The sequence below is a fragment of the Streptomyces sp. NPDC017943 genome, from assembly GCF_044328425.1.
GTDB lineage: Bacteria > Actinomycetota > Actinomycetes > Streptomycetales > Streptomycetaceae > Streptomyces > Streptomyces djakartensis_A.
On the sequence record NZ_JBIRHH010000003.1, the window covers coordinates 353671 to 377116 of the forward strand.

Annotated in this window: 22 protein-coding genes; 14 read left to right on the forward strand and 8 right to left on the reverse strand. The window is 74.1% G+C overall.

Annotated features, from left to right (window positions below):
* Positions 1–157 precede the first annotated feature (157 nt).
* Positions 158–613: a cyclic nucleotide-binding domain-containing protein gene (locus tag ACH4C6_RS10940; RefSeq protein ID WP_398108249.1), complete on the forward strand. Its 456-nt coding sequence runs from the start codon at positions 158–160 to the stop codon at positions 611–613.
* A 4-nt stretch (positions 614–617) separates the two neighbouring features.
* Here the strand turns inward: ACH4C6_RS10940 and ACH4C6_RS10945 are convergent, their stop codons facing one another.
* Together ACH4C6_RS10945 and ACH4C6_RS10950 are read right to left on the reverse strand one after the other, a co-directional pair.
* A complete protein-coding gene (locus ACH4C6_RS10945; RefSeq protein ID WP_398108250.1) occupies positions 618–1913 on the reverse strand; it encodes an MFS transporter in 1296 nt (431 codons plus the stop codon).
* A gap of 81 nt (positions 1914–1994) precedes the next feature.
* Complete coding sequence (locus ACH4C6_RS10950; protein WP_398108251.1) at positions 1995–2612, reverse strand: LysE/ArgO family amino acid transporter; 618 nt, start codon at positions 2610–2612, stop codon at positions 1995–1997.
* 69 nt (positions 2613–2681) lie between these two features.
* On the opposite strand from ACH4C6_RS10950, the gene ACH4C6_RS10955 reads away from it, so the two are divergent.
* A complete protein-coding gene (locus tag ACH4C6_RS10955; protein ID WP_398108703.1) occupies positions 2682–3581 on the forward strand; it encodes a LysR family transcriptional regulator ArgP in 900 nt (299 codons plus the stop codon).
* Positions 3582–3605: 24 nt separating this feature from the next.
* On the opposite strand, the gene ACH4C6_RS10960 is transcribed toward ACH4C6_RS10955, so the two are convergent.
* On the reverse strand, positions 3606–4322 hold the full coding sequence (locus ACH4C6_RS10960; RefSeq protein WP_398108252.1) for a TetR/AcrR family transcriptional regulator: 717 nt from the start codon (positions 4320–4322) through the stop codon (positions 3606–3608).
* A gap of 114 nt (positions 4323–4436) precedes the next feature.
* On the opposite strand from ACH4C6_RS10960, the gene ACH4C6_RS10965 reads away from it, so the two are divergent.
* Positions 4437–5654 carry a saccharopine dehydrogenase family protein gene (locus ACH4C6_RS10965; RefSeq protein WP_398108253.1) on the forward strand — a complete coding sequence of 406 codons (1218 nt, stop codon included), beginning with the start codon at positions 4437–4439 and terminating at the stop codon, positions 5652–5654.
* A 102-nt stretch (positions 5655–5756) separates the two neighbouring features.
* Positions 5757–6008, forward strand: coding sequence for a WhiB family transcriptional regulator (locus ACH4C6_RS10970; RefSeq protein ID WP_369194178.1), 252 nt, complete (start codon positions 5757–5759; stop codon positions 6006–6008).
* Between the two features lie 34 nt (positions 6009–6042).
* On the opposite strand, the gene ACH4C6_RS10975 is transcribed toward ACH4C6_RS10970, so the two are convergent.
* Positions 6043–6486, reverse strand: a complete 444-nt coding sequence (locus ACH4C6_RS10975; RefSeq protein ID WP_398108254.1) for a DUF6098 family protein — start codon at positions 6484–6486, stop codon at positions 6043–6045.
* Between the two features lie 150 nt (positions 6487–6636).
* On the opposite strand from ACH4C6_RS10975, the gene ACH4C6_RS10980 reads away from it, so the two are divergent.
* Positions 6637–6987 (forward strand): DUF488 domain-containing protein, encoded by a 351-nt coding sequence (locus ACH4C6_RS10980; RefSeq protein ID WP_398108255.1) that lies wholly within the window; start codon positions 6637–6639, stop codon positions 6985–6987.
* 22 nt (positions 6988–7009) lie between these two features.
* Here ACH4C6_RS10980 and ACH4C6_RS10985 read toward each other — a convergent pair whose 3' ends face one another.
* Both ACH4C6_RS10985 and ACH4C6_RS10990 read right to left on the reverse strand, forming a co-directional pair.
* Positions 7010–8683, reverse strand: a complete 1674-nt coding sequence (locus ACH4C6_RS10985; RefSeq protein ID WP_398108256.1) for an FAD-binding dehydrogenase — start codon at positions 8681–8683, stop codon at positions 7010–7012.
* A 17-nt stretch (positions 8684–8700) separates the two neighbouring features.
* Positions 8701–9372: a TetR/AcrR family transcriptional regulator gene (locus ACH4C6_RS10990; RefSeq protein ID WP_398108257.1), complete on the reverse strand. Its 672-nt coding sequence runs from the start codon at positions 9370–9372 to the stop codon at positions 8701–8703.
* 83 nt (positions 9373–9455) lie between these two features.
* Between ACH4C6_RS10990 and ACH4C6_RS10995 the strand changes: the two genes are divergently transcribed.
* The 3 genes from ACH4C6_RS10995 to ACH4C6_RS11005 all read left to right on the forward strand — a co-directional run bounded on the left by ACH4C6_RS10995 (position 9456) and on the right by ACH4C6_RS11005 (position 12217).
* Positions 9456–10076 (forward strand): alpha-ketoglutarate-dependent dioxygenase AlkB, encoded by a 621-nt coding sequence (locus ACH4C6_RS10995; protein ID WP_398108258.1) that lies wholly within the window; start codon positions 9456–9458, stop codon positions 10074–10076.
* Between the two features lie 120 nt (positions 10077–10196).
* On the forward strand, positions 10197–10943 hold the full coding sequence (locus ACH4C6_RS11000; RefSeq protein WP_398108259.1) for an MBL fold metallo-hydrolase: 747 nt from the start codon (positions 10197–10199) through the stop codon (positions 10941–10943).
* Positions 10944–10984: 41 nt separating this feature from the next.
* The gene (locus ACH4C6_RS11005) at positions 10985–12217 is read left to right on the forward strand and encodes a DUF4032 domain-containing protein (protein ID WP_398108260.1); all 1233 of its coding nucleotides are present in this window, start codon (positions 10985–10987) and stop codon (positions 12215–12217) included.
* A 1-nt stretch (position 12218) separates the two neighbouring features.
* On the opposite strand, the gene ACH4C6_RS11010 is transcribed toward ACH4C6_RS11005, so the two are convergent.
* On the reverse strand, positions 12219–13112 hold the full coding sequence (locus ACH4C6_RS11010; protein WP_398108261.1) for a universal stress protein: 894 nt from the start codon (positions 13110–13112) through the stop codon (positions 12219–12221).
* A 182-nt stretch (positions 13113–13294) separates the two neighbouring features.
* Here ACH4C6_RS11010 and ACH4C6_RS11015 point away from each other — a divergent pair, with 182 nt between their 5' ends.
* The 4 genes from ACH4C6_RS11015 to ACH4C6_RS11030 all read left to right on the forward strand — a co-directional run bounded on the left by ACH4C6_RS11015 (position 13295) and on the right by ACH4C6_RS11030 (position 19883).
* The gene (locus ACH4C6_RS11015) at positions 13295–14971 is read left to right on the forward strand and encodes an FAD-dependent oxidoreductase (RefSeq protein ID WP_398108262.1); all 1677 of its coding nucleotides are present in this window, start codon (positions 13295–13297) and stop codon (positions 14969–14971) included.
* The gene (locus ACH4C6_RS11020) at positions 14968–16413 is read left to right on the forward strand and encodes an ATP-binding protein (RefSeq protein WP_398108263.1); all 1446 of its coding nucleotides are present in this window, start codon (positions 14968–14970) and stop codon (positions 16411–16413) included. The genes ACH4C6_RS11015 and ACH4C6_RS11020 overlap by 4 nt, the downstream gene beginning before the upstream one ends.
* The gene (locus ACH4C6_RS11025) at positions 16410–16763 is read left to right on the forward strand and encodes a UBP-type zinc finger domain-containing protein (protein ID WP_398108264.1); all 354 of its coding nucleotides are present in this window, start codon (positions 16410–16412) and stop codon (positions 16761–16763) included. Before ACH4C6_RS11020 ends, ACH4C6_RS11025 begins: the two co-directional genes overlap by 4 nt.
* Positions 16764–16946: 183 nt before the next feature.
* Positions 16947–19883 carry an AAA family ATPase gene (locus ACH4C6_RS11030; RefSeq protein ID WP_398108265.1) on the forward strand — a complete coding sequence of 979 codons (2937 nt, stop codon included), beginning with the start codon at positions 16947–16949 and terminating at the stop codon, positions 19881–19883.
* A gap of 31 nt (positions 19884–19914) precedes the next feature.
* On the opposite strand, the gene ACH4C6_RS11035 is transcribed toward ACH4C6_RS11030, so the two are convergent.
* The gene (locus tag ACH4C6_RS11035) at positions 19915–21162 is read right to left on the reverse strand and encodes an SGNH/GDSL hydrolase family protein (protein WP_398108266.1); all 1248 of its coding nucleotides are present in this window, start codon (positions 21160–21162) and stop codon (positions 19915–19917) included.
* A 204-nt stretch (positions 21163–21366) separates the two neighbouring features.
* Between ACH4C6_RS11035 and ACH4C6_RS11040 the strand changes: the two genes are divergently transcribed.
* On the forward strand, positions 21367–22044 hold the full coding sequence (locus ACH4C6_RS11040; RefSeq protein ID WP_398108267.1) for an AIM24 family protein: 678 nt from the start codon (positions 21367–21369) through the stop codon (positions 22042–22044).
* Positions 22045–22228: 184 nt separating this feature from the next.
* The gene (locus ACH4C6_RS11045; protein WP_398108268.1) at positions 22229–23284 is read left to right on the forward strand and encodes a tetratricopeptide repeat protein; all 1056 of its coding nucleotides are present in this window, start codon (positions 22229–22231) and stop codon (positions 23282–23284) included.
* The last annotated feature ends 162 nt before the right edge of the window (positions 23285–23446 follow it).

Sequence of the window (23446 nt, forward strand, 5' to 3'; positions counted from 1 at the left end):
TCCAGCCAGGGCTTTCTCATGCCCGGACGCGACCGGCCCCGGCAGCGGCGGCCCCGGATCCGGGAAGTCGCCGACGCCGAGGTGCCCCCGTTCCCCCGAGCGGCTGAAATGGGCATAGGGACAGCACCCCAGTCGACCGCCCGGCGAGGAGCCCCGCATGACCAAAGCGATCAAACTCCTGACCGCCCTGCCCCCGCCCCAGCGGCACCACCTGATGGAGCTCGCCCGGGAGGTCTCGTTCCCCGAGGACGCCCGGATCTTCGAGGCCGGCGGCACGGCCGACCGCTTCTGGGTCATCCGCTCCGGCGCGGTCTCCCTGGACCAGCAGGTGAACTCGCTCCAGCGGGTCACCGTCGCGAGCCTCGGCGCGGGCGACCTGCTCGGCTGGTCGTGGCTGTTCCCGCCGTACGTCTGGGACTTCGGCGCGGTGGCGTTCAGCCCGGTACGGGCCTACGAGTTCGACGCGGAGGCCGTGCTGCGACTGGCCGAGGAGGATCCGCAGCTCGGGCTGACGCTGGTGCGCAACGTCGCCGAAGTGCTGGCGCACCGGCTGGAGATGACGCGGGGCAAGCTCATGGAGCAGTACACCCTGCACCGGCGCGGTGCCCTGTGAGCCGTCAGACGCGGTAGCGCCGCAGCGCCGGGACGGCGGCGGCCAGCACCAGCATCGCGGCGACCACCAGCAGCCCGCCGCCCGCGACGGCGGTGCGGGGGCCGAAGGCGGAACCGGCGGTGCCGTGCAGCACGTCGGCCAGACGCGGCCCGCCCGCCACGACGACGGTGAACACCCCCTGCATGCGCCCGCGCATCTCGTCGGTGGCGGCGGACAGCAGGATCGCCCCGCGGAAGACCATGGACACCATGTCGGCCACGCCCGCGAGCGCGAGGAACGCCACCGCGACCCAGAGGCTGCGGCTGAGCCCGAACCCGGTGATGGCCGCACCCCAGGCCACGACCGCGCCGATGACCATCCAGCCGTGCCGCCGGGCCCGGGAGAAGGTGCCGGAGAACAGTCCGCCGAGCACGGCCCCGACGGGGATCGCGGCGAACAGCAGCCCCAGCGCGACGCCCTCGCCGTAGGGCGCGTACGTCTGGGCGGCGAGCTGCGGGAACAGGGCGCGCGGCATGCCGAACACCATCGCCACGATGTCGGCCAGGAAGGACAGCAGCAGCACGGCGTGCCCGGAGATGTAACGGAATCCGGCAACGATCTCGCGCAGGCCCGCACGGCGCTCGGAGGCGGTGCCCGACAGGGGCGGCAGCGCCGGCAGCCGGTACACGGCCCACACCGTGACGCACAGGGCCAGGGCGTCGATGAGGTAGAGCTCGGGCAACCCGACGACGGGTATGAGGGCGCCGGCCAGCAACGGGCCCGCGACCTGCCCGGTCTGCATCACGGTCGAGCCGAGGGCGTTGGCCGCGGGCAGCTCGTCCTCCGGTACGAGCCGGGCGATGGAGGCGCTGCGGGCGGGCGCGTTGAGGCCCCAGAACGCCTGCTGCATCGCCAGCAGCACCATGAGCGCGGCCACCGACTCCAGCCCGGCGAGGGCCTGGAGCCAGAACAGCAGCGAGGTGAGGGCGATGCCGCTGTTGGTGATCAGCAGCAGCCGGCGCCGGTCCATGGTGTCGGCGATCGCCCCGCCCCACAGCGCGAACACGATCAGCGGGACCAGGCCGGCCAGGCTCGCGGCGCCCACCCACGCCGAGGAGCCGGTGATGTCGTAGATCTGCTTGGGCACGGCGACGGCGGTGAGCTGGCTGCCGACGGCGGTGACGATGGTGGAGCTCCACAGCCGGCGGTAGGCGGGGCGGCGCAGCGGGCGGGTGTCCATGGCCCAGCGTCGCCAGCCGCGCCGCCGGGACGTGCCGGCTCCCGTGTCCCGCTCTTCGGTCGTGCTCTCGCTCGCGTCCACGCGCCGCTTCCTCGATGCTCGCTACATCTTTCTGGCCGGGGATCACTATCGCACCGGTCGCCGGAGCCGCGGCGGCCGGTGTCAGCTTCCGGCGAGGAGCACGGCCCCGAGCACGATCATGGTGGCGGCGACCAGGGCGTCCAGGACGCGCCAGGCGGCCGGCCTGGCCAGGAACCGGCCGAGCAGCCGGGCGCCGAAGCCCAGGGCGGTGAACCAGCACAGGCTGGCGAGCACGGCCCCCAGGCCGAACGTCCAGCGCAGGGAGCCGTGGTCGGCGGCGACCGATCCGAGGAGGAAGACGGTGTCGAGGTAGACGTGCGGGTTCAGCCAGGTCATGGCCAGGCAGGTCAGCACGGCCCGGCGCACGGAGCCGGCCGCCTCCCCCTCCGCCCGCAGCGCCCCGCCGCCGGGCCGGATCACCCGCCGCGCGGCCAGCGCCCCGTAGCAGAGCAGGAAGGCGCCGCCGATCCAGCCGACCGCCCGCAGCGCGCCCGGCCACGCCACCACCACCGCTCCGACACCGCCGACGCCGAGCGCGATGAGCAGGGCGTCGGACAGGGCGCAGATGCCGACCACGGCGAGGACGGCCTGGCGGCGGATCCCCTGGCGCAGCACGAAGGCGTTCTGGGCCCCGATGGCGACGATGAGGGACAGTCCGGTGCCGAATCCGGCGGCGCCGGCGGTGAAGGTGCTGGTCATGGCGCCGACGCTACGGACCCGATCTCCGCGGGTCCAGCTAAGGATTCTTACGTATCGTTAGCGCACGTGATGATGACGGATCTCCCCCTGGACCAGGTGCGCACGCTGCTCGCGGTGGTGGACGAGGGGACGTTCGACGCGGCCGCCGCCGCCCTGCACGTGACGCCGTCGGCGGTCAGCCAGCGCGTGAAGGCACTGGAGCAGCGCACGGGGCGGGTGCTGCTGCTGCGGACCAAGCCGGTGCGGGCGACGGAGTCGGGCGAGGTGCTGGTGCGGCTGGCCCGCCAGGTGGCACGGCTGGAGCACGACGCGTACACGGAGCTGGGACTCAGCGGCGGCGGGGAGCCGACGCGGGTGTCGGTGGCGGTGAACGCGGACTCGCTGGCGACCTGGTTCCTGCCCGTCCTCACGCGGGTGCCGCAGGAGGCGCGGCTCTGTTTCGAGCTGCGCCGCGAGGACGAGGACCACACGGCCGCCCTGCTCCGCGAGGGGGTGGTGATGGCGGCGGTGACCTCGTCGCCGGACGCGGTGCCGGGCTGCTCGGTGCGCTCGCTGGGGCGCATGCGCTACCTTCCCGCCGCCTCGCCGGAGTTCGCCGCGCGCCATCTGCGCGCGCCTCTCGCGCAGGTGCTCCCCGGGGTTCCGGTGGTGGTCTTCGACCGGCGGGACGACTTCCAGGACGGGTTCGTCCGCCGGCTCACGGCCGGCCGGAGCGGCGCGAGTGCGCTGCGGCAGTACGTGCCGACCTCGGAGGGGTTCGCCGAGGCGGTCGCGGCCGGGCTCGGCTGGGGTCTGGTGCCCGAGGCCCAGGCGGCGCCCCTGCTGCGGGACGGGCGGCTCGTGGGCATCGCGCCGGACCGGGCCGTGGACGTCCCGCTGTACTGGCAGCAGTGGAAGCTCGACTCGCCCGCGCTCGCACAGGTCGCCCGGACGGTGACGGCGGTCGCCGCCGAGGCCCTGCGGCCCTGAGACGCTCGGGCCGGGACGATCCCGCTAGGCCTCTTCCTCCCGGCAGGCGTCCAGGCGGGCCTGTGCGCTGTCCAGCAGCATCTCCAGGGCCGTCGGGTAGGCGCTGGTGACCATGCGGGTGGCGAGCAGGGGTGCCGCCTCGGCGATGCGGGGATGCGTGGCGGCGGGCAGCCGGGCGTAGGTCGAGCGCCACATCTGCTCGTCGGACCGCAGCGAGTCGGCGGGCAGCGCGAGGGACGCGGCGTCCAGCGCGGCCAGTCCGAGCGTGGTGTCGATGAAGGCGTGGTAGACCCGCACCGCCTCGGGCAGCGGGAAACCCGCCGTGCTCAGGACGTCCAGCAGCGCCTCGTCGGCGGCGATCTCACTGGCCCGGCCGGAGACGCGGCTTGCGGTGAGCACCGCCGCCTGCGGGTGCTCGACGTACGCGGCGTGCACCCGCAGCCCGAAGGAGCGCAGGTCGGCCCGCCACTGCCCGGTGCGCCGCCAGCCGTCGAGCGCCTGGCCGATCAGGGCGTCGCCGATGGCGAGCGTGAGGTCGTCCATGCCCCGGAAGTACCGGTAGAGCGTGCTCGGGTCGGCGTCCAGGGCCAGGCCCAGCCGGCGGGCGGTCAGGCCCGCGCTGCCGTGCTCGCGCAGCATGCGCAGCGCGGTCTCGACGATCAGCTCCTCGGACAGCACGGTCCCGCTCTTGGTGGGCCTGCGCCGGCGGCGCTCGCCCTCGGGTACCACGGGCTTGGGCACGGTGCTGCTCCCTTCCGGGTCGCCTTATGCCAACGCCATTGACCTTAAGGCACGGGGCGGCGTTGTATCGGTCCCACAGCGCGTCACGTTCTTCGCGAACAGGGAGTTTCTGTCATGCGTGTTCTGCTCGTGGGTGCCGGCGGCGTGGGCGGTGCGATCACCCGGATCGCGGCCCGGCGGCCGTTCTTCGAGGCCATGGTGGTGGCCGACTACGACCCGGCCCGTGCCGAGGCGGCGGTGGCCGCGCTCGGCGGGGACGCCCGTTTCACGGCGGAGCAGGTCGACGCGGGTGACGAGGCGGCCGTCGCCCGGCTGCTGGCATGGCACCGTTGCGACGTCCTGCTCAACGCCACCGACCCGCGCTTCGTGATGCCGCTCTTCCGTGCCGCCCGGGCGGCCGGTGCCACCTACCTCGACATGGCGATGTCCCTGTCCCGTCCGCACCCCGAGCGGCCCTACGCGCAGGTCGGGGTGAAGCTGGGCGACGAGCAGTTCGAGCAGGCGGCCGACTGGGAGAAGGAGGGACTGCTGGCGCTCGTCGGCATGGGGGTGGAGCCGGGCCTGTCCGATGTGTTCGCCCGCCACGCCGCCGACGAACTCTTCGACGAGATCGAGGAGATCGGCATCCGGGACGGCGCGAACCTGACCGTCGACGGGTACGACTTCGCCCCGTCCTTCAGCATCTGGACCACCATCGAGGAGTGCCTCAACCCGCCGGTGGTCTACGAGAGCGACCGTGGCTGGTTCACCACCGAACCCTTCAGCGAGCCCGAGGTGTTCGACTTCCCCGAGGGCATCGGTCCGGTCGAGTGCGTGAACGTGGAGCACGAGGAGGTGCTGCTCGTGCCGCGCTGGGTCGACGCGCGCCGGGTGACCTTCAAGTACGGCCTGGGCCGGGAGTTCGTCGAGACGCTGAAGACGCTGCATCTGCTGGGGCTGGACCGCACCGAGCCGGTGACCGTGCCCGGGCCGGACGGCCCGGTGGCCGTCTCGCCGCGGGACGTGGTCGCCGCCTGCCTGCCCGACCCGGCGACCCTGGGCGAGCGGATGCACGGCAAGACGTGTGCGGGCACCTGGGTGCGCGGGATCAAGGACGGCGAGCCGCGCGAGGTGTACCTCTACCACGTGGTGGACAACCAGTGGTCGATGACCGAGTACGGCTCGCAGGCCGTGGTGTGGCAGACCGCCGTCAACCCCGTGGTCGCGCTCGAACTCCTCGCCACCGGCGCCTGGTCGGGCACGGGTGTGCTGGGTCCCGAGGCGTTCCCCGCCCGCCCCTTCCTGGACCTGCTGACGGCCTACGGCTCCCCGTGGGGCATGCGCGAGCAGTGACGGTTCGTCCGCCGGTCCCGGTTTCACCACGCGTCGACAGGTGACCCGAACAGAAGCGAGCATCCAGAACTGCACATCTCTACCGCGATGCAGGTGACTTCGATGGACAACTGGCGCAACCACGCTTCCTGCCGGACCGAGGACCCCGAGCTGTTCTTCCCGATCGGCACCTCCGGCCCGGCCCTGTTGCAGACCGAACAGGCCAAGGGGGTGTGCCGGCGTTGCCCGGTGCAGGAGCAGTGCCTGCAGTGGGCACTGGACACCGGGCAGTCCATCGGCGTGTGGGGCGGGACCAGCGAGGACGAGCGCCGTGCGCTGAAGCGGCGCGCGGCGGCCCGCCGCCGCTCCGGCTGAGTCCCTCCCTCCCCTCTCCTCCCGCCCCTGGGGGTCAGCTGCGGCGCAGCGTCCCCCAGGGGTTCTCCTGCCGGGCGACCTCCGCCTTCGCCTCGTCGATCACCCTCCGGTCGATCCGGCACAGCGGCCGGGCCTCGACGACCAGGGGTTCGTTGTCCGGCCCGCGGGCCGCCTCCCGCCCCGCGAGCACCCAGGGCTGCACCCCCGGACCCTTCTCGTGCGGCAGATGGGCGTAGTCGAACAGGCGGCGCGCCACCCACAGGCGGACCGGGCGGTCCTCCCACCACTCCTCCACACCGAGCGGGTTGGCGGACAGACCCGGCATCTGCACCCCGGTCAGGTCGTCCTTGCTGGACACTCTGCGCAGATCGGTCTCCGGGCCGCGGGACCAGCGGACGTACAGGCCGTCGTGCCGTTCGACCAGTTCGGCGAGTTCGTCGAGTGTGCGCACGACCGGCAGGTCGTCCCTCGCGCTCATGCCGTGACCTCCTCGTTCGGCGCCGTCGGCGGACGGAGTACCCGCCGCGCGTGCGCGGAATCCGCCGTCTCGCGCCGGGCGGTGCCGTCCGCCGGACGGGGTTAGGCTCGCGGCACCTTCACCGCCGCGAGCCACCGAGAGGAGCCGGCCATGAGTGTCCGTGTGCGCCGTGTCTACGACCCCGCCGAGCCGGAGGACGGGACCCGGGTCCTGGTCGACCGGCTGTGGCCGCGCGGACTGGCGAAGGACCAGGCACGGGTCGACGCGTGGCCGAAGGCGCTCACCCCGTCGACGGAACTGCGCCGCTGGTACCACGCGGGCGAGGGCGGCTACGAGGAGTTCGCCGAGCGGTACGAGGCGGAACTGGCCGCCGACGAGGCCGCCGAGGCGCTCGACGATCTGCGTGCCCTGGTCCGCAAGGGCGACGTGACCCTGCTGACCGCGTCGAAGACGCCGGAGCAGAGCCACGCCACCGTGCTGACCCGCCTCCTCGACGGCTGAGGAGGCGGGCGGCCCGCGTCCGTCAAGCGGTCTGCTTCGCCGCCGCGCGGCCCGCGGCCCGGCCGGAGAAGAGGCAGCCGCCGAGGAAGGTGCCCTCCAGCGCGTTGTAGCCGTGCACTCCCCCGCCGCCGAACCCGGCGACCTCCCCTGCCGCGTACAGGCCCTCGATCGGTGTGCCGTCGGCTCCCAGGGCGCGGGAGTCGAGGTCGGTCTGGATGCCGCCGAGGGTCTTGCGGGTGAGGATGCGCAGCCTGACGCCGATCAGCGGGCCGGCCGCCGGGTCGAGGATGCGGTGCGGGGTGGCGACCCGGCCCAGGCGGTCGCCGATGTAGCGGCGGGCGTTGCGGATGCCCTGCACCTGGGCGTCCTTGGCGTAGGGGTTGGCGATCTGCAGGTCGCGGGCCTCGATCTGGCGCTTGATGTCCTCGGCGTCGAGCAGCGGCTCGCCGGTGAGGCGGTTCATCTTCTCCACCAGCTGCTCGACGCTCGGCGCGGTGACGAAGTCGGCGCCGTTGCGCACGAAGGCGTCGACCGGTCCGGGCGCGCCCTTGCCGAGGATGCGTTCCTTCAGGAATCCGGCGCGGTCCTTGGCGGTGATGTCCGGGTTCTGCTCGGAGCCCGACAGCGCGAACTCCTTCTCGATGATCCGCTGGGTGAGGATGAACCAGGAGTGGTCGTACCCGGCGATGTCCTCGGTGGTGCGCAGGTGCTTCAGGGTGCCGAGGGTGTCGTAGCCGGGCAGGTACGGCCCGGGCAGACGGCGGCCGCGGGCGTCGAACCACATCGAGGACGGCCCGGGCAGGATACGGATGCCGTGGCCGGGCCAGATCGGGTCCCAGTTCGCCAGGCCCTCGGTGTAGTGCCACATGCGGTCGCGGTTGACCAGGCGTACGCCCGCCTCGGCGCTGATGTCGAGCATCCGGCCGTCGACGTAGGCGGGGACGCCGGTGACCATCTCCCGCGGCGGGGTGCCGAGGCGCTCGGGCCAGTGGCGGCGGACGATGTCGCGGTTCGCCCCGATGCCGCCGCTGGTGACGACGACGGCCTGGGCGGTGAGTTCGAACGCGCCGACGGCCTCGCGGCTGGAGGCGACGCCGCGCGGCGAGCGGTCCTCGGCGAGGACCGTGCCGCGCACGCCCGTGGCGGCGCCGCCCTCGACGACCAGGGCGTCGACCCGGTGGCGGTGGTGGAAGGTGAGCAGCCCGTCCCGGGCGGCCTGCCGGGCGTGGCGCACGAAGGGCTCGACGACGCCGGTACCGGTGCCCCAGGCGATGTGGAAGCGGGGGACGGTGTTGCCGTGGCCGTGCGCGGTGAGGTCGCCGCGCTCGGCCCAGCCCACGGTGGGCAGGAACGTGATGCCGTGGCCGGCGAGCCAGGACCGCTTCTCCCCCGCGGCGAACTCCACGTAGGCGCGGGCCCAGCGCACCGCCCAGGAGTCCTCGTCGTCCAGCCGGTCGAAGCCGGCGCTGCCCCGCCAGTCGCTCCACGCCAGGTCGAAGGAGTCCTTGATGCCCAGGCGCCGCTGTTCCGGCGAGCCGACGAGGAACAGCCCGCCGAAGGACCAGAACGCCTGGCCGCCGAGGTTGGCGGCGTTCTCCTGGTCGACGAGCGCGACCCTCCTGCCCCTGCTGGTCAGTTCGTGTGCCGCGACCAGGCCGGCGAGGCCCGCTCCGACGACGATGACATCGGCGTCCATGGCGACCGTTCCCTTCTTCAGTCCTGCGCGTGGTCCGGGGTGCCGCTGCCGTCGGTCAGCAGGGCCGTGAGCAGTTGCTTCAGCCAGGCCCGGGCGCGCTCGGCGTCCCGGTCCAGCAGCAGTTGGACGGTGACGCCGTCGTACGCCGCGACCACGGCCTGGGCGGCGCCGTCGGTGCCGCCGAGGACGGCGGGCAGCGGGGTGTGGCCGCGGGCTCGGGCGAGGCGGTCGGCGATGGCCTGCCGCAGCCGGGCGCGGTGCCGCAGCAGGCTGTGCGCCACTTCGGGGTCGCGGGCCGCGTGCACGAGGAAGTCCGTCTTGACCAGCAGCCAGTCGCGGTCCAGGAGCAGCACGTCGGTCACGCGGTCCACGGCGGCCGGCACGTCCAGGCCCTCTCCGTCGAGGGCCAGGGCCCCGGCCACCTGTTCGGCGATGAGGTCGGCCCGTTCCTCGTAGAGCGCGAAGAACAGCTCGTCCAGGCTGGAGAAGTTGGAGTAGAAGGCGCCCCTGCTGTACCCGGCGGCGTCGCAGATCTCCTCGATCGAGACGTGCCCGAAGCCCTTGGCCGCGAAGACGGCGAAGGCGGCCTCCAGGAGCCTGGCGCGGGTGTGCACCCGGCGCCGGGTCACGCGGCCGGTGGTTGCCTGCACGGTCGGCCTCCTTTCGATACAGGAATGTATTCGATACATCGCTGTATCGAAAGGGCCGGGAACGAGTGGGTCGACCGATCCCTCAATGGAACATCCTTTCGAATAGGAGGTACGCTGCACACATGCACCTCCAGGGCTCCCTCTTCGATCAGACCGACGAGCTGCGCCTCGGTCCGCTCGACGGAATCCGCCGCACCGGGCTCGGCGCCGGTGCCTGGCTCGACGTCCTGCCCGGGTGGCTCTCCGGCTCGGACGCGCTGTTCGAACAGCTCGCCGCCGAGGTGCCGTGGCGGGCGGAGCGCCGCCAGATGTACGACCACGTCGTCGAGGTGCCCCGGCTGCTCGCGTACTACGGCGCGGACGACCCGCTGCCCCACCCGGTGCTGGCCGAGGCGCGGAACGCGCTGAGCGCCCACTACGGCGAGGAGCTGGGCGAGCCGTTCACCACGGCGGGCCTGTGCTACTACCGCGACGGCCGGGACAGCGTGGCCTGGCACGGCGACCGGATCGGGCGCGGTGCCCGCGAGGACACGATGGTCGCCATCCTGTCCGTCGGAGCACCACGGGACCTGCTGCTGCGGCCCCTCGGCGGCGGGAGCACCGTGCGGCGCCCGCTCGGCCACGGCGACCTCGTCGTCATGGGCGGGTCCTGCCAGCGCACCTGGGAGCACTCGATCCCCAAGAGCACCCGGGCGACGGGACCGCGCATCAGCATCCAGTTCCGCCCCCACGGCGTGCGGTGACCCGCCCGCCGCGACGGGTCCGGTCCCCTCGGCCCCACCCGCCGCCCGCGCCCGCGCCGGGGTCTGCTTTCCTGTCCCCCGACAGGACCGGCGGCCACACCGACACAGGGCGGGGCGATCATGCGGGCGGACGTGCAGCACGTCGCGGACGGCACCTACCTGGTGCACGGCTCGAACACGAACTGGGTGATCCTCACCGACGGGGACGCCGCCACGCTGATCGACACCGGCTACCCCGGCGACCGTGAGCAGGTCCTCGCCTCGCTCGCACAGGTGGGCAGCGCACCGGAGGCCGTCGCGGCCGTGCTGATCACCCACGCGCACAACGACCATCTGGGCTCCGCCGAGCACCTGAGCACCGCGTACGGCACGCCCGTGCACCTGCACGACGCCGAAGTGCCGCACGCGCGGCGGGAGTTCCTCCACCAGGTGACCGTGGGCACGGTGCTGCGCAACGGGTGGCGGCCGGGCGTGCTGCCGTGGGCCGTGCACGCGCTGCGCTCGGGCGGCACCGCCCACGTCCCCGTCACCGCCCCGCGGGCCTTCCCGAACACCGGCGCGCTGGACGTCCCCGGGCGGCCCGTCCCGGTGCACACCCCGGGCCACACCGACGGGCACTGCGCGTACCACGTGCCGGGCACCGGGGTGCTGATCTCCGGCGACGCCCTGGTCACCGGGCACCCCACCGCGCGCATCCGAGGGCCGCAACTGCTGCCGGACATGTTCCACCGCGAGCGCTCCCGTGCCCTGGCCTCCCTCGACACGCTGGCGGACCTGGACGCCGAGGTGCTGCTGCCCGGCCACGGCCCGGTGCACCGCGGTCCGGTGCGCGACGCCGCTCTGAGGGCCCGGGAACTGGCCCTTTAGAGTGAGGCCACGATCGGCGGCGAGACGAGGACCAGCGGCCCATGGCACTGCAGATCAGCGCGACCAACCCGGAGCACCCCGCGCTCCTGCTGGAACTGCCGTGGGACGTCCCCCTGGAGGAGTGGCCGGCGGACTACCTCGTGCCGCTGCCCCGCGGCATCTCCCGGCACGTCGTGCGCTACGCGCGGGCCGGCGACGAGGTGATCGCCGTGAAGGAGCTCGCGGAGCGGCCCGCCCTGCGCGAGTACGAGCTGCTGCGCGACCTGGACCGCATCGGGATCCCCGCGGTGGATCCGCTGGCCGTGGTCACCGGCCGCACCGACACGGACGGGGCCCCGCTGGAGAGCGTCCTGGTCACCCGGCACCTGGGCGGCTCCATGCCCTACCGCTCCATGTTCGAGACGACCATGCGCCCGGCCACCATGCACCGGCTGATGGACGCCCTCGCCGTGCTGCTGGTGCGGCTGCACCTGGCCGGATTCGCCTGGGGCGACTGCTCGCTGTCCAACACCCTCTTCCGGCGCGACGCGGGCGCCTACGCGGCCTACCTCGTGGACGCCGAGACCGGTGACCTGCACCCCCGACTCAGCCCCGGGCAGCGGGAGTACGACCTCGATCTCGCCCGGGTGAACATCAGCGGGGAGCTGCTGGACCTGGAGGCGTCCGGGGCCCTGCACCCGTCGGTGGACCCGATCGAGTTCGGCACGGAGATCTGCGCCCGCTACCGCGGCCTGTGGGACGAGCTGACCCGCACCTCGGTGTACCCGGCCGGCAAGTACCACTACATAGAACGCCGCATCCGCCGCCTGAACGACCTCGGTTTCGACGTCGCGGAGATGCAGATCGAGCACGCCTCCAACGGCGACAGCGTCACCTTCGTGCCCAAGGTGGTCGACGCGGGGCACCACCAGCGCCAGCTGCTGCGCCTGACCGGGCTGGACACCGAGGAGAACCAGGCCCGGCGGCTGCTGAACGACCTGGAGAGCTGGATGGCCACCCAGGACGACCACGACCCCGCGGACCCCCTCGCCGCCCGGCCGGAGGTCCTCGCCCACCGCTGGGTGCGGGAGGTGTTCCGGCCGACCGTGCGGGCCGTGCCGCCCGGACTGCGCGGCGCCGTGGACCCGGCGGAGATCTACCACCAGCTCCTGGAGCACCGCTGGTACCTGTCCGAGCGGGCCCAGCAGGACATCGGCCTGGACACGGCCGTCGCGGACTACATCGAGAACGTCCTGCCGGCGGCGGGCGAGACCCCGCCGCCGGCGCAGGGCTGAGCTACTGGGCCGGCGCGGTGTGCGGCACCACCGCCACCGGGCAGTCCGCGTGGTGCAGCACCCCGTGTGCGACCGAGCCGATCCGCGCGCCGACGGCCGTGCGGCGCGCCCGGCGGCCGACGACCATCAACTGGGCCGTCCCGGCCACCGACAGCAGCACCTGGCCCGCGCTGCCCATCTCGACGTGCTCCACCACCGGCACCCCGGGGAACCGCTCCCGCCAGGGCCGCACCGCGTCGGCCAGGCCCTTCTTCTCGTAGGGCTCCATGCCCCCGGCCTCGTCGAGCAGCTTCAGCGAGCCGGGGCTGTAGGTGAACAGCGGCGGCAGCGTCCAGGCGCGGACCACGCGGACGGTGGCCCCGCGCGCGGCGGCCGTCTCGAACGCGAAGCGCAGCACCTCCGCGCTGTCCTGCGGCTCGCCCTGCTGGCCGACGACGATCTCGCGCCCGGCCGCCTCGCCCGACGGCTGGTCGGCGGCCCGCACCAGCACCACCGGGCGGGTCGCCCCGGCGATGACCTGCTGGCCGACCGAGCCGAGCAGGAAGCCGACGATCGGGCCGTGCCCGCGGGAGCCGAGCACCAGCGTCTCGGCGCCGGAGGCGGCGGCGATCAGGGCGCCGACGGTCTCGCCCTGCACGACCTCGACGGTCGTCCTCAGGCCGGGGTGCCGCTCGGTGACGGCCGCGACGGCCTCGTCGACCGCGCCGCGCACCCACGCCGCCTGGCGGTCCGCGTCCCCTTCGAACCCCGGCGGGAGAGCCTCCCGGTCCTCCACCCGCCAGGCGTGCACCACATGCAACGGCCGGTCGCGCCGTACCGCCTCGCGGGCCGCCCAGCCGAGGGCCGCGAGGCTCTCCTGCGATCCGTCGAGCCCTGCGGTGATCGGGCGTGTCATGCGGCTGCCTCCTGGAGCGGTCGTCGGGCGATGCCGATCAGTCTCCCCCACCCCGCCGCCGCCGCGTGGAGCGCATCTCCGTATCGGAGCGCGGGGCGGCGATCGAACATACGATGGGCGAAGGTCGGCGCGGTGCCCCGGGAGCTCCGCGCCGTGAGTCGACCGCCCGGCGTGGGGGACGCATGACACAGGCCGCCGAAACGGCGCGGACCGTCATCATGACCGTCGACGACGATCCGGGGGTCTCGCGGGCCGTGGCCCGCGACCTGAGGCGGCGCTACGGCGCGACGTACCGGATCGTGCGGGCGGAGTCCGGCGAGTCCGCGCTGGACGCGCTGCGGGAGCTGAAGCTGCGCGGCGACCTGGTCGCGGTGATCCTCGCGGACTACCGGATGCCGCAGATGAACGGCATCGAGTTCCTCGAACAGGCGCTGGACGTCTACCCGGGCGCCCGCAGGGTGCTGCTGACGGCGTACGCGGACACCAGCGCGGCGATCGACGCGATCAACGTCGTCGACCTCGACCACTACCTGCTCAAGCCGTGGGACCCGCCCGAGGAGAAGCTGTACCCGGTCCTGGACGACCTGCTCCAGGCGTGGCGTTCCAGCGACTTCCGGCCCGTGCCCGCCACCAAGGTCGTGGGGCACCGCTGGTCGGCCCGCTCCTCCGAGGTGCGCGAGTTCCTCGCCCGCAACCAGGTGCCCTACCGCTGGTACTCCTCCGACGAGCCGGAGGGACGGCGGCTGCTGGCCGCGGCCGGCGAGGACGGGCTGCGGCTGCCCGTGGTCGTCACGCCCGACGGGACGCCGCTGGTGGAGCCGGAGCCGGTCGACCTGGCCGCGCGGGTGGGCCTGGCGACCACGCCGACCGCCGACTTCTACGACCTCGTGGTGATCGGCGGCGGCCCGGCCGGACTGGGCGCGGCCGTCTACGGCGCCTCCGAAGGGCTGCGGACCGTGCTGGTGGAGCGGTCCGCGACCGGCGGGCAGGCCGGGCAGAGCTCCCGCATCGAGAACTACCTGGGCTTCCCCGACGGCGTGTCGGGCGCGCAGCTCACCGACCGGGCCCGGCGGCAGGCGGCCAAGTTCGGCGCCGAGATCCTCACCGCGCGCGAGGTGACGGCGCTGGAGGCCAACGGCGCGGCGCGGATCGTGCGGTTCTCCGACGGCTCGGCGGTCGCCGCGCACAGCGTGATCCTCGCGACCGGCGTCTCCTACCGGCAGCTGGCCGCCCCCGGTTGCGCGGACCTGACCGGCTGCGGGGTCTACTACGGATCGGCCCTCACGGAGGCGCCCGCCTGCCAGGACCAGGACGTGTACATCGTCGGCGGCGCCAACTCCGCGGGGCAGGCGGCGATGTACCTCGCGCGCGGCGCCAAGTCCGTGACGCTGCTGGTGCGCGGCGAGTCGCTGGCGGCGTCCATGTCGCACTACCTGATCCAGCAGATCGAGGAGTCCCCGAACATCCAGGTCCGCACCCGCACGGTCGTCCAGGAGGCGCACGGGGACGGGCATTTGGAGCGGCTGACCCTGCGCGACGTGGACAGCGGCGCCTGCGAACAGGTCGACGCGCAGTGGGTGTTCGTGTTCATCGGCGCCGCCCCGCTGACCGACTGGCTGGACGGGACGGTGCTGCGCGACGAGCGCGGGTTCATCCTGGCCGGGCCGGACCTGACGCCCGACGGGCGCCCGCCGCTGGACTGGCAGCTGGACCGGCCCCCGTACCACCTGGAGACCAACGTGCCCGGGGTGTTCGTGGCGGGCGACGCCCGCTCGGAGTCCGCGAAGCGGGTCGCGTCCGCCGTCGGAGAGGGAGCCATGGCCGTGATGCTCGTCCACCGGTACCTGGAGCAGTCGTGAGCGGCCGGGCGGCGCCCTGCGACCCGCAGGAGATCGGCGCGCTGTTCCTGTTCGAGAAACTCACGCCGGAGCAGCTCGGCCGGCTGTGCGCCGAGGGGCGGGTGGAGCGGTTCGATCCCGGGCCCGTGTACACCGAGGGCGAGCCCGCCACCTGCTTCTACGTGATGCTGGAAGGCACGGTCGTGCTGTACCGCCGGGTCGGCGCGGACGACGTGGAGGTGACCCGGACCTCCCAGCGCGGGGTGTACGCGGGGTCCATGCAGGCGTATCTGGGCGACCGGGTGCGGCAGGTCTACAACAACTCGATGCGCGTCACCGAGCCGACCCGGTTCTTCGTGCTGCCCGCCGACACGTTCGCGGGCATCATGCAGGAGTGGTTCCCGATGGCGGTGCATCTGCTGGAGGGGCTGTTCTTCGGCTCGAAGAACACCCAGGCGATGATCGGCCAGCGTGAGCGGCTGCTGGCGCTCGGCTCCCTGTCCGCGGGGCTCACGCACGAGCTGAACAACCCGGCCGCCGCGGCGGTGCGGGCCACGGCGACCCTGCGCGAGCGGGTCGGCAAGATGCGGCACAAGCTGGCGGTCATCGCCCAGGGCTCGTACTCCCCCGAGGTGATGGCGAAGCTCATCGACATCCAGGAGCGGACCGCCGAACGCGTCGCCAAGGCCCCGGTGCTCAGCCCGCTGGAGGCCGCCGACCGGGAGGACGAGCTGACCGACTGGCTCGACGACCGGGGCCTGCCGGAAGGCTGGCGGATCGCGCCCACGTTCGTGCAGGCCGGCCTCGACGTGGACTGGCTGGAGCAGGTCGCCACGGCGGTGGACGAGGACATGCTGCCGAGCGCGGTCGGCTGGCTCAACTACACCGTCGAGACCGAGCTGCTGATGGACGAGATCAGCGACTCCACCACCCGCATCTCCCACCTGGTCGACGCGGCGAAGCAGTACTCGCAGCTGGACCGGGCGCCCTTCCGCCACGCCGACGTGCACGAACTCCTCGACTCCACCCTGCTGATGCTCTCGGGCAAGATCGGCCGGGACATCGAGGTGGTCAAGGAGTACGACCGGACGCTGCCGAGCATCCCGGCCCACCCGGCGGAGCTCAACCAGGTGTGGACGAACCTCGTCGACAACGCGGTCGCCGCGATGAACAGCGCGGGCGGCCACGGGACGCTGACCGTGCGGACGGCCCGGGAGAACGACCGGCTGCTCGTGGAGTTCCGCGACACCGGCGTGGGCATCCCGGCGGAGCACCGCGAGCGGATCTTCGACCCGTTCTTCACGACGAAACCGGTGGGCGAGGGGACCGGGCTGGGGCTCGACATCTCCTGGCGGATCGTGGTCAACAAGCACCACGGCAGCATCCAGGTGGAGTCGGAACCGGGGGACACGCGATTTCAGGTGCTGCTGCCGCTGACAGCGGCGGAGGAGGAGTCGGCATGAGCGAGGCGAACGGCATCGACCCGGGTGTGCCGCCGAGCGGCAGCGGGTGCGCGGAGTGCGACACGGCAGGGGGCTGGTGGTTCCACCTGCGGCGGTGCGCGCAGTGCGGGCACGTGGGGTGCTGCGACAGCTCCCCCGCCCGGCACGCCACGGCCCACTTCCGGGAGACCGGGCACCCCTTCGTGCAGAGCTACGAGCCGGGTGAGACCTGGTTCTGGAACTTCGAGACGAACGAGCTGTACGAGGAGGGGCCCGAACTGGCCGCGCCGGTGAGCCACCCGGACGACCAGCCCGCGCCGGGCCCGGCCGGACGGGTCCCCGCGGACTGGGCCAAGGTGCTGCGCGGGTAGCTGCGTCCGGGTACCTCCCGGTCGTGTCGGTCGTGTCGGTCTCGTCGGTCGTCCCTGGTCGCCGCCTCGGTCGTGTCGGTCGTCCGGCGGAGGACCGTCCCTGCCCGGTCGTGCCCGCGGCCGGTCGTGCCCGCGGCACGATGGCGCCACGCCCCGTGTCCTCGGCGAGAGAGAGTTGGTTCCGTGCCCCAGGCTTCATCCCTCGCGCCCGTGGTCGGCCGCGACGCCGAACTCGCGCGCCTGTCCGGGGTGCTGGAGCGTGCCCGCGCGGGTGAGGCGCGGGCGGTGCTGCTCGCCGGGGACGCCGGTGTCGGCAAGACCCGGGTGCTGGACGAGGCCGGGAAGCGGGCCGCCGAGGCCGGTATGACCGTGGTCACCGGGCACTGCGTGGACCTCGGGGACGTGGGCCTGCCCTATCTGCCGTTCACCGAGATCCTCGGTGTGCTCGCCGCCGACCCGCGGTTCGCGGACGCCCTGGCCGCCCATCCGGTCGTGGAGCGGCTGCTGGGCGCCGGGACCGACTCCGTGCGGGACGTGGACGGCCGGCTGCGGCTCTTCGAGGGCATGGCGGGGCTGCTGGCCGACGTGGCCGGCACCGCCCCGCTGCTGCTCGTGCTGGAGGACCTGCACTGGGCCGACCAGTCGTCGCGGGACCTGCTGCGCTTCCTGCTCGGCCGGGGCGTGCTGCGGCGGCGGCTCGCGGTGTTCGCCTCCTACCGGGCCGACGACCTGCACCGCCGGCACCCGCTGCGGCCGCTGCTCGCCGAGCTGGTCCGGCTGCCGGTCGTGGAACGGCTGGAGCTGCGGCCGCTGACCGACCCGGACGTGGACCGCCTGGTGCGGGCGCTGGAGCGGCAACCCCTGCCGGACGCCACCGTGCGGCGGATCGTGGAGCGGGCCGAGGGCAACGCCTTCTACGCCGAGGAACTGCTCGCGGCCACCGGCTCCGGCTCCGGCGGGGTGCCGAGCGGGCTGGCCGACGTGCTGCTGATCCGGTTCGAGCAGCTGTCGGACACCGCGCAGCAGGTGCTGCGGACCGCCGCCGTCGCCGGGCGCCGGGTCGAGCACGACCTGCTGCGGGAGGCGGTCGGGCTGCCCGAGGCGGAGCTGGAGTCCGCCCTGCGCGAGGCGGTGGGACGGCAGTTGCTCGTCGCCGGGGACGGCGACACCTACTCCTTCCGGCACGCCCTGGCCCGTGAGGCCGTCTACGCCGATCTGCTGCCCGGCGAACGGGCCCGCCTGCACGGGGCGTTCGCGCGTCTGCTCGCCGGGCGGGGACGGCCTGCCGAGAGCGCCGCCGAGCGGGCCCACCACTACCGGGAGAGCCACGATCTGGCGGAGGCGCTGGCCGCCTCGCTGGAGGCCGCCGACCACGCCCAGCGGGTGGGGGCGCCGGCCGAGGAGCAGCGGCATCTGGAGACGGCCCTGGACCTGTGGCCCGCCGTGCCGCCCGAGGCGAGGCCGGCGGGCGCGGCCATGGGGCGGGTGCCGCTGACCCTGCGCGCCTCCGCGGCGGCCGCGCACGCCGGGGAGCTGCACCGGGCCGTCTCGCTCTCCCGGTCGGCGCTGGCGGACCTGGGGCAGGACGCCGACTCCGAACTCGCGGCGCGGGTGCGCTACACGCTCGCCGGGAACCTGCTCAGCGTGGACAGCCTGACGACGGCGTTCGCCTACAGCAGCGAGGCCCTGGCGATGATCCCGGAGGACCCGCCCTCGCGCACCTGGGTGTGGGCGGCGGCCACCCATGTCATGGCGGCCCGCTACGTCGGGGAGAACGACACCGCGCTCGAGGTGGCCCGGCGCGCGGTGGAGGTGGCCGAGCGGCTGCACGTGCTCGACGCGCAGGCGGACCTGCTGATCTCCCTGGCCGGGTTCGACCCGGGCGGGCGGCGGGGCGCGCCGGGCCGGCAGCGGCTGCTGACCGCCCGGGACCTCGCTGTGCGTTCCGGCAACGCCGCCGTGGAGCTGCGGGCCCTGTTCAACCTCGCCATGGGCTGCTACGAGAACGGGGAACCGGCGGAGTGCCTGCCCTGGCTGACGGAGGGCCAGGACCGGGCCCGGCGCGCCGGTCTGCTGTCGTCGCCGTACCCGCTGGAGATGCGGTACCTGCGGCTGGTGGTGCTGCACGTGCTGGGCCGCTGGGACGAGTGCGTGCGGGCGGCCCGTGCCGACGCCGAGGTGCTGCCGGCGGCCGGCGGGTACACGGTCGGGCCCGCGCTGTCGGTGGCCCTGGCCCGCGGTGACCTCTCGGCCGCCGAGCGGGCGCGCGCCCTGCTCGAGGGACCGTTCGACTGGATGGCCACCCTGGTCGCGGGTCTCGTGCTGACCGACGCGGCGGCGCTGCGCCGGGACCCCGGGGAGGCCGTGCGGTGGGCGCGGTCCACGGTTGCGGCCCTGACCGACGAGGCGGGCACCCGTCCCGACGCGGCGGTCCGGCTCGCCGCCCTGGCGCTGGCCGCGGTGGCCGACGCGGCCGCCGAGTCGCGGCTCACGGGTGACGCGGCCGGGGAGCGCCGCTGGGTGGACACGGCGGCGGAACTGGTCGAACTGGCCCGGGACGTCGCCGGGCACGGCGAGGACGGCGCGCCGCAGGGTCCGGAGGGCCAGGCGTGGCTGGCCCGTGCCGAGGCGGAGTGGGTGCGCGCCGGGTCGGGGCCCGATCCGGCGGCCTGGTGCCGGGCGGTGGCGGCGTTCGGCTACGGCGACGTGTACGAGCGGGCACGCTGCCGGATGCGGTACGCGGAGGCGCTGGTCGCGGCCGGACGGCGTGAGGAGGCGGCGGCGCAGGCGCGGGAGGTGCGCGAGATCGCCGTCCGGCTCGGTGCGGTGCCGCTGCGCGAGCAGGTGGACGCCCTGGTGCGGCGCGGCCGGCTCACGGACGCGCCGGACGCGGCCGGCCGGGCCGGTGCGCTCACCGCGCGCGAGCAGGACGTGCTGCGGCTGCTCGCCCTGGGCCGCAGCAACCGGCAGATCGGCGAGGAGCTGTTCATCAGCGGCAAGACGGCGAGCGTCCACGTCTCCAACATCCTCGCCAAACTGGGCGCCTCCAGCCGTGGCGAGGCGGTGGCGGTCGCCTACCGGGAGGGCCTGATCACGCCGCAGCCGTCGCAGCCGGGGTGAGGGCCGCGCTCCCGGCCGGTCCGGGCCCGCGTCAGCCGGTGCGGCATTCGAGGCTGCCGAGGTCGACCGCGTCGGCCAGCGCCTTCATGCCCTTGTCGTTGGGGTGGATGTGGTCTCCGCTGTCGTAGGCGGGCAGCAGCCGCTCCGGGTCGGAGGGGCTGCGCAGGACGCGGTCGAAGTCGGTCACGGCGTCGAAGGCGCCGCTGCCGCGGATGAAGGCGTTCACCTTCCGGCGCACGGCTTCCGCTGCGGGGTCCCATTCGGGCCAGCCCTTGAAGGGGGCGACGGTGGCGCCGACGACGCACTTCCCGGCGGCGTGCGCCCGTTCGACCAGGGTGCGGTACCCGGCGATCAACTGGGCGGCGGTGGGGGCGGGTTCGGCCTTGATGTCGTTGACGCCCTGGAAGAGGAGGACGGTGCGCACGCCCGGCAGCGACAGCACGTCCCGGCTCAGGCGGTTGAGGGTGCTCGGCCCGGGGCCGTCGCTGAGGACGCGGTTGCCGGGAATGCCCTCGTTGGCGACGCCCTCGATCGTGCCGGTGCTGGATCGCGCCAGCCGGCGGGCGAGGTGGTCGGGCCAGCGGCGGTTCCGGTCGGCCGTGGAGTGCCAGCCGGCGGTGATGGAGTCGCCGAGGGTCGCCACGGCTGCCGCGCCCCTGCGGGGCCGTACGGTGACGGCGTCGAGGTAGAACCAGGCGCCGGTGCGCCGCGTCCAGTGGGTCGCGCTCTCCTGCGCGGTGTGGGCGCCGTCGCTGACGTACGACGTCTGCATGGACGCCGCGTGCCCGGTGAGCGGGCCGCCGGCCCGGGTGACGCGCAGGCTGACGGCGAGGTCGCGTCCTGCGGGGACGTGCCCGGGCAGCGGGTCGCTGAGGACGAGGCCGCCGGCCGGGACGGTGACGGTGCTCGCGCCGCCGAAGGTGAGGGGCCGGTTGCTGCCGGGCACGAGGGCCGCCCCGTCCCGTCGCAGGCCGGCGTGGACGCCGCCGAAGGTGACGGGCCGGTCGCCGAAGGCGTTCGACAGCCGCACCCTGAGGCCGCTGCCGCCGACGCTGGTGTGCACCACCAGCCGGTAGCCGCGGTCCCCGCGGGCCGCCTCGCCGACGCGGTGGGCGGATGCCGCCCAGGTGACGACGCCCTGGCCGGATGCGGCCGGCGCGGCGGGCGGACGGGTCGGCCGGGCGCCCGCCGGGCCCGTGTCCGTCCCGCAGCCCACGGCGACGCAGCAGGACAGGGCGGCGAGGACGGCACGTCGTCGGGGGCGTGCGGTGCGGGGCATGGTCGGCGCTCCTTCGGCCGGTCGGTGTGCGAACGGGGTCACGGGGCGGTCCCGCGCGGTCACCGGGCCGCCGGGCCTCCCGGGCCGCCCCGGAGCACGCCACCGTAGCCGTACGGTCGGGGACGAACCCGTCGCGTACCCCGGGCCCCGGGGCCCCACGCCACGATCTTGGCGGAGGGGAAGGGTCCGGGTGAGGATGCCGGGATGAAGGGTGACCTCTTTTCCAGTGAGCACATGGTGCAGCCGGCCGTCGCGCCGGGCATGACGGTGGAGAACGCCAAGTGCATCCGGTACACGGTGAACGGCGAGATGCTGGCCCGCCAGGGCGCGATGATCTCCTACCGCGGCAACCTCCAGTTCGAGCGCAAGGGCCAGGGCGTGGGCGGCATGCTCAAGCGGGCGGTCACCGGTGAGGGACTTCCGCTGATGGCGGTGCGCGGGCAGGGCGAGGCGTGGTTCGCGCACGAGGCGCAGAACTGCTTCGTCGTCGACGTCGAGCCCGGTGACGAGTTCACGGTCAACGGCCGCAACGTCCTGTGCTTCGACGCCACGCTGTCGTACCGCATCTCCACCGTGAAGGGCGCCGGCATGACCGGCGGCGGACTGTTCAACAGCGTCTTCACCGGGCAGGGCAGGCTGGGGCTGGTCTGCGAGGGCAGCCCGCTGGTCATCCCGGTGTCGCCGCAGTACCCGGTGTACGTCGACACCGACGCCGTCGTGGGATGGACGGCGGGGCTGCAGACGTCCCTGCACCGCTCCCAGTCCATCGGCTCGATGCTGCGCGGGGGTTCGGGCGAGGCCGTGCAACTGATGCTCCAAGGCCAGGGGTTCGTCGTCGTGCGGCCGAGTGAGGCGACACCGCAGAAGGCAGGGCAGCACTGACATCGCGTACGTGATCTGCGCCTCACGGACAACCCGTTCCGTCCGGCCGGCGTCTTGACCGGCGACAGACAATGCCCTGGCCCCGGTGGCCAGGGCTGGTTTCCGCCCCGCTATACGCTCCGTGTATACGCTGCACGTATACACGGCGTGTAGAGACGGTGTGCACACGGACCGAAAGGCATCGATGTACGGCAAGGCATTCGCCCCCGAGTACCAGGGCGCCCTCACGAACCTGTCCGTCAACGCGTCCCTCACCGACGTCCTGGCGGCCGGCACCGCGCAGCTGGAGGCCGCCGAGCGGGCCGGGAACCCCGGGGAGGCCGCGCGCTGCGGCCTCGCGGTGGCGGAGGCCCACCGCCGGCTCGGGCAGGTCCGGGAGGCGGACCGGGCCTGGAAGGCCGGCTACCGGGCGGCCCGGCAGGCGCAGGACGCGGGGGCGATGGCCTGGGCCCTGTGGAGCGGCGGGACGCTGGCCCGCCAGCGCGGCGCCTTCGCCCTGGCCCGCCGGCTCCTGCACCTCGCCGCCGAGCTGGGCGACCGCGGCGGGGACGCCGTCGTACGCGGCTACTCCCTGGCCGGGCTGGCGGAGACGGGCCGCATCCAGGGCGACTACGAGGCCGTCGGCCGGCTGCACGAGCAACTGCTCGCCGAGGCCCGGCGGCGCGGTGAGGCACGGCACACCGTGTGGGCGCTGGAGGGCATCGCCCAGATGCAGCGCAACACCGGCGCGTACGACTCGGCGTACGCCCTGTTCGAGGAGGCGGCCGGGATCGCGGCCCGCGCCGAGGACCGGCGGGGCCACGCCTGGGCCCTGCGCGGGATGGCCGACGTGGTGTCCGCGCGCGACGGGGACACCGAGCGGGCGCTGGACCTGCTGAGCGAGGCCGAGACGACCTGCCGCGCGATGCGGCTGTCGAGCGCGCTCGCCTACAACCACAAGATGCGCGGCAACGTCCTGTACCGGGCGGGGCGTTACGAGCAGGCGCGGGCGTGGTACGAGCAGGCGCTCGCCGGGTTCCGCGAGATGGGCGAGGCGCGCGGCGAGGCCCTGTCCCGCCTCGGCCTCGCCAAGTCCCTGGCCCGGCTCGGGCGCGACCGGACCGAGACGGCGGCGGAACTCGCCGATCTGGCGGCCACGACGGAGCGCATGGGCCTCGGGCACACCGGCGCGATGGTGGCCCGGGCCCGCGTGGAGCTCGGCATACCGGCACAGGCCCCTGTGGCGGAGCCGGTCCGCTGACGGCCGTCGGGGGGTGACGGGGCGGTGCGGAGGCCACGTGGACGCGGAAAACGCAACGTCGACAGGTTGCGCGGGGGCGGCTACCTTCAGCTGGCCCTCCGCGATCGCCCATAGCTGCTGGAGGGTTCCTCCGGATCCCACCCCCCTCACCGCCCAGGGAGA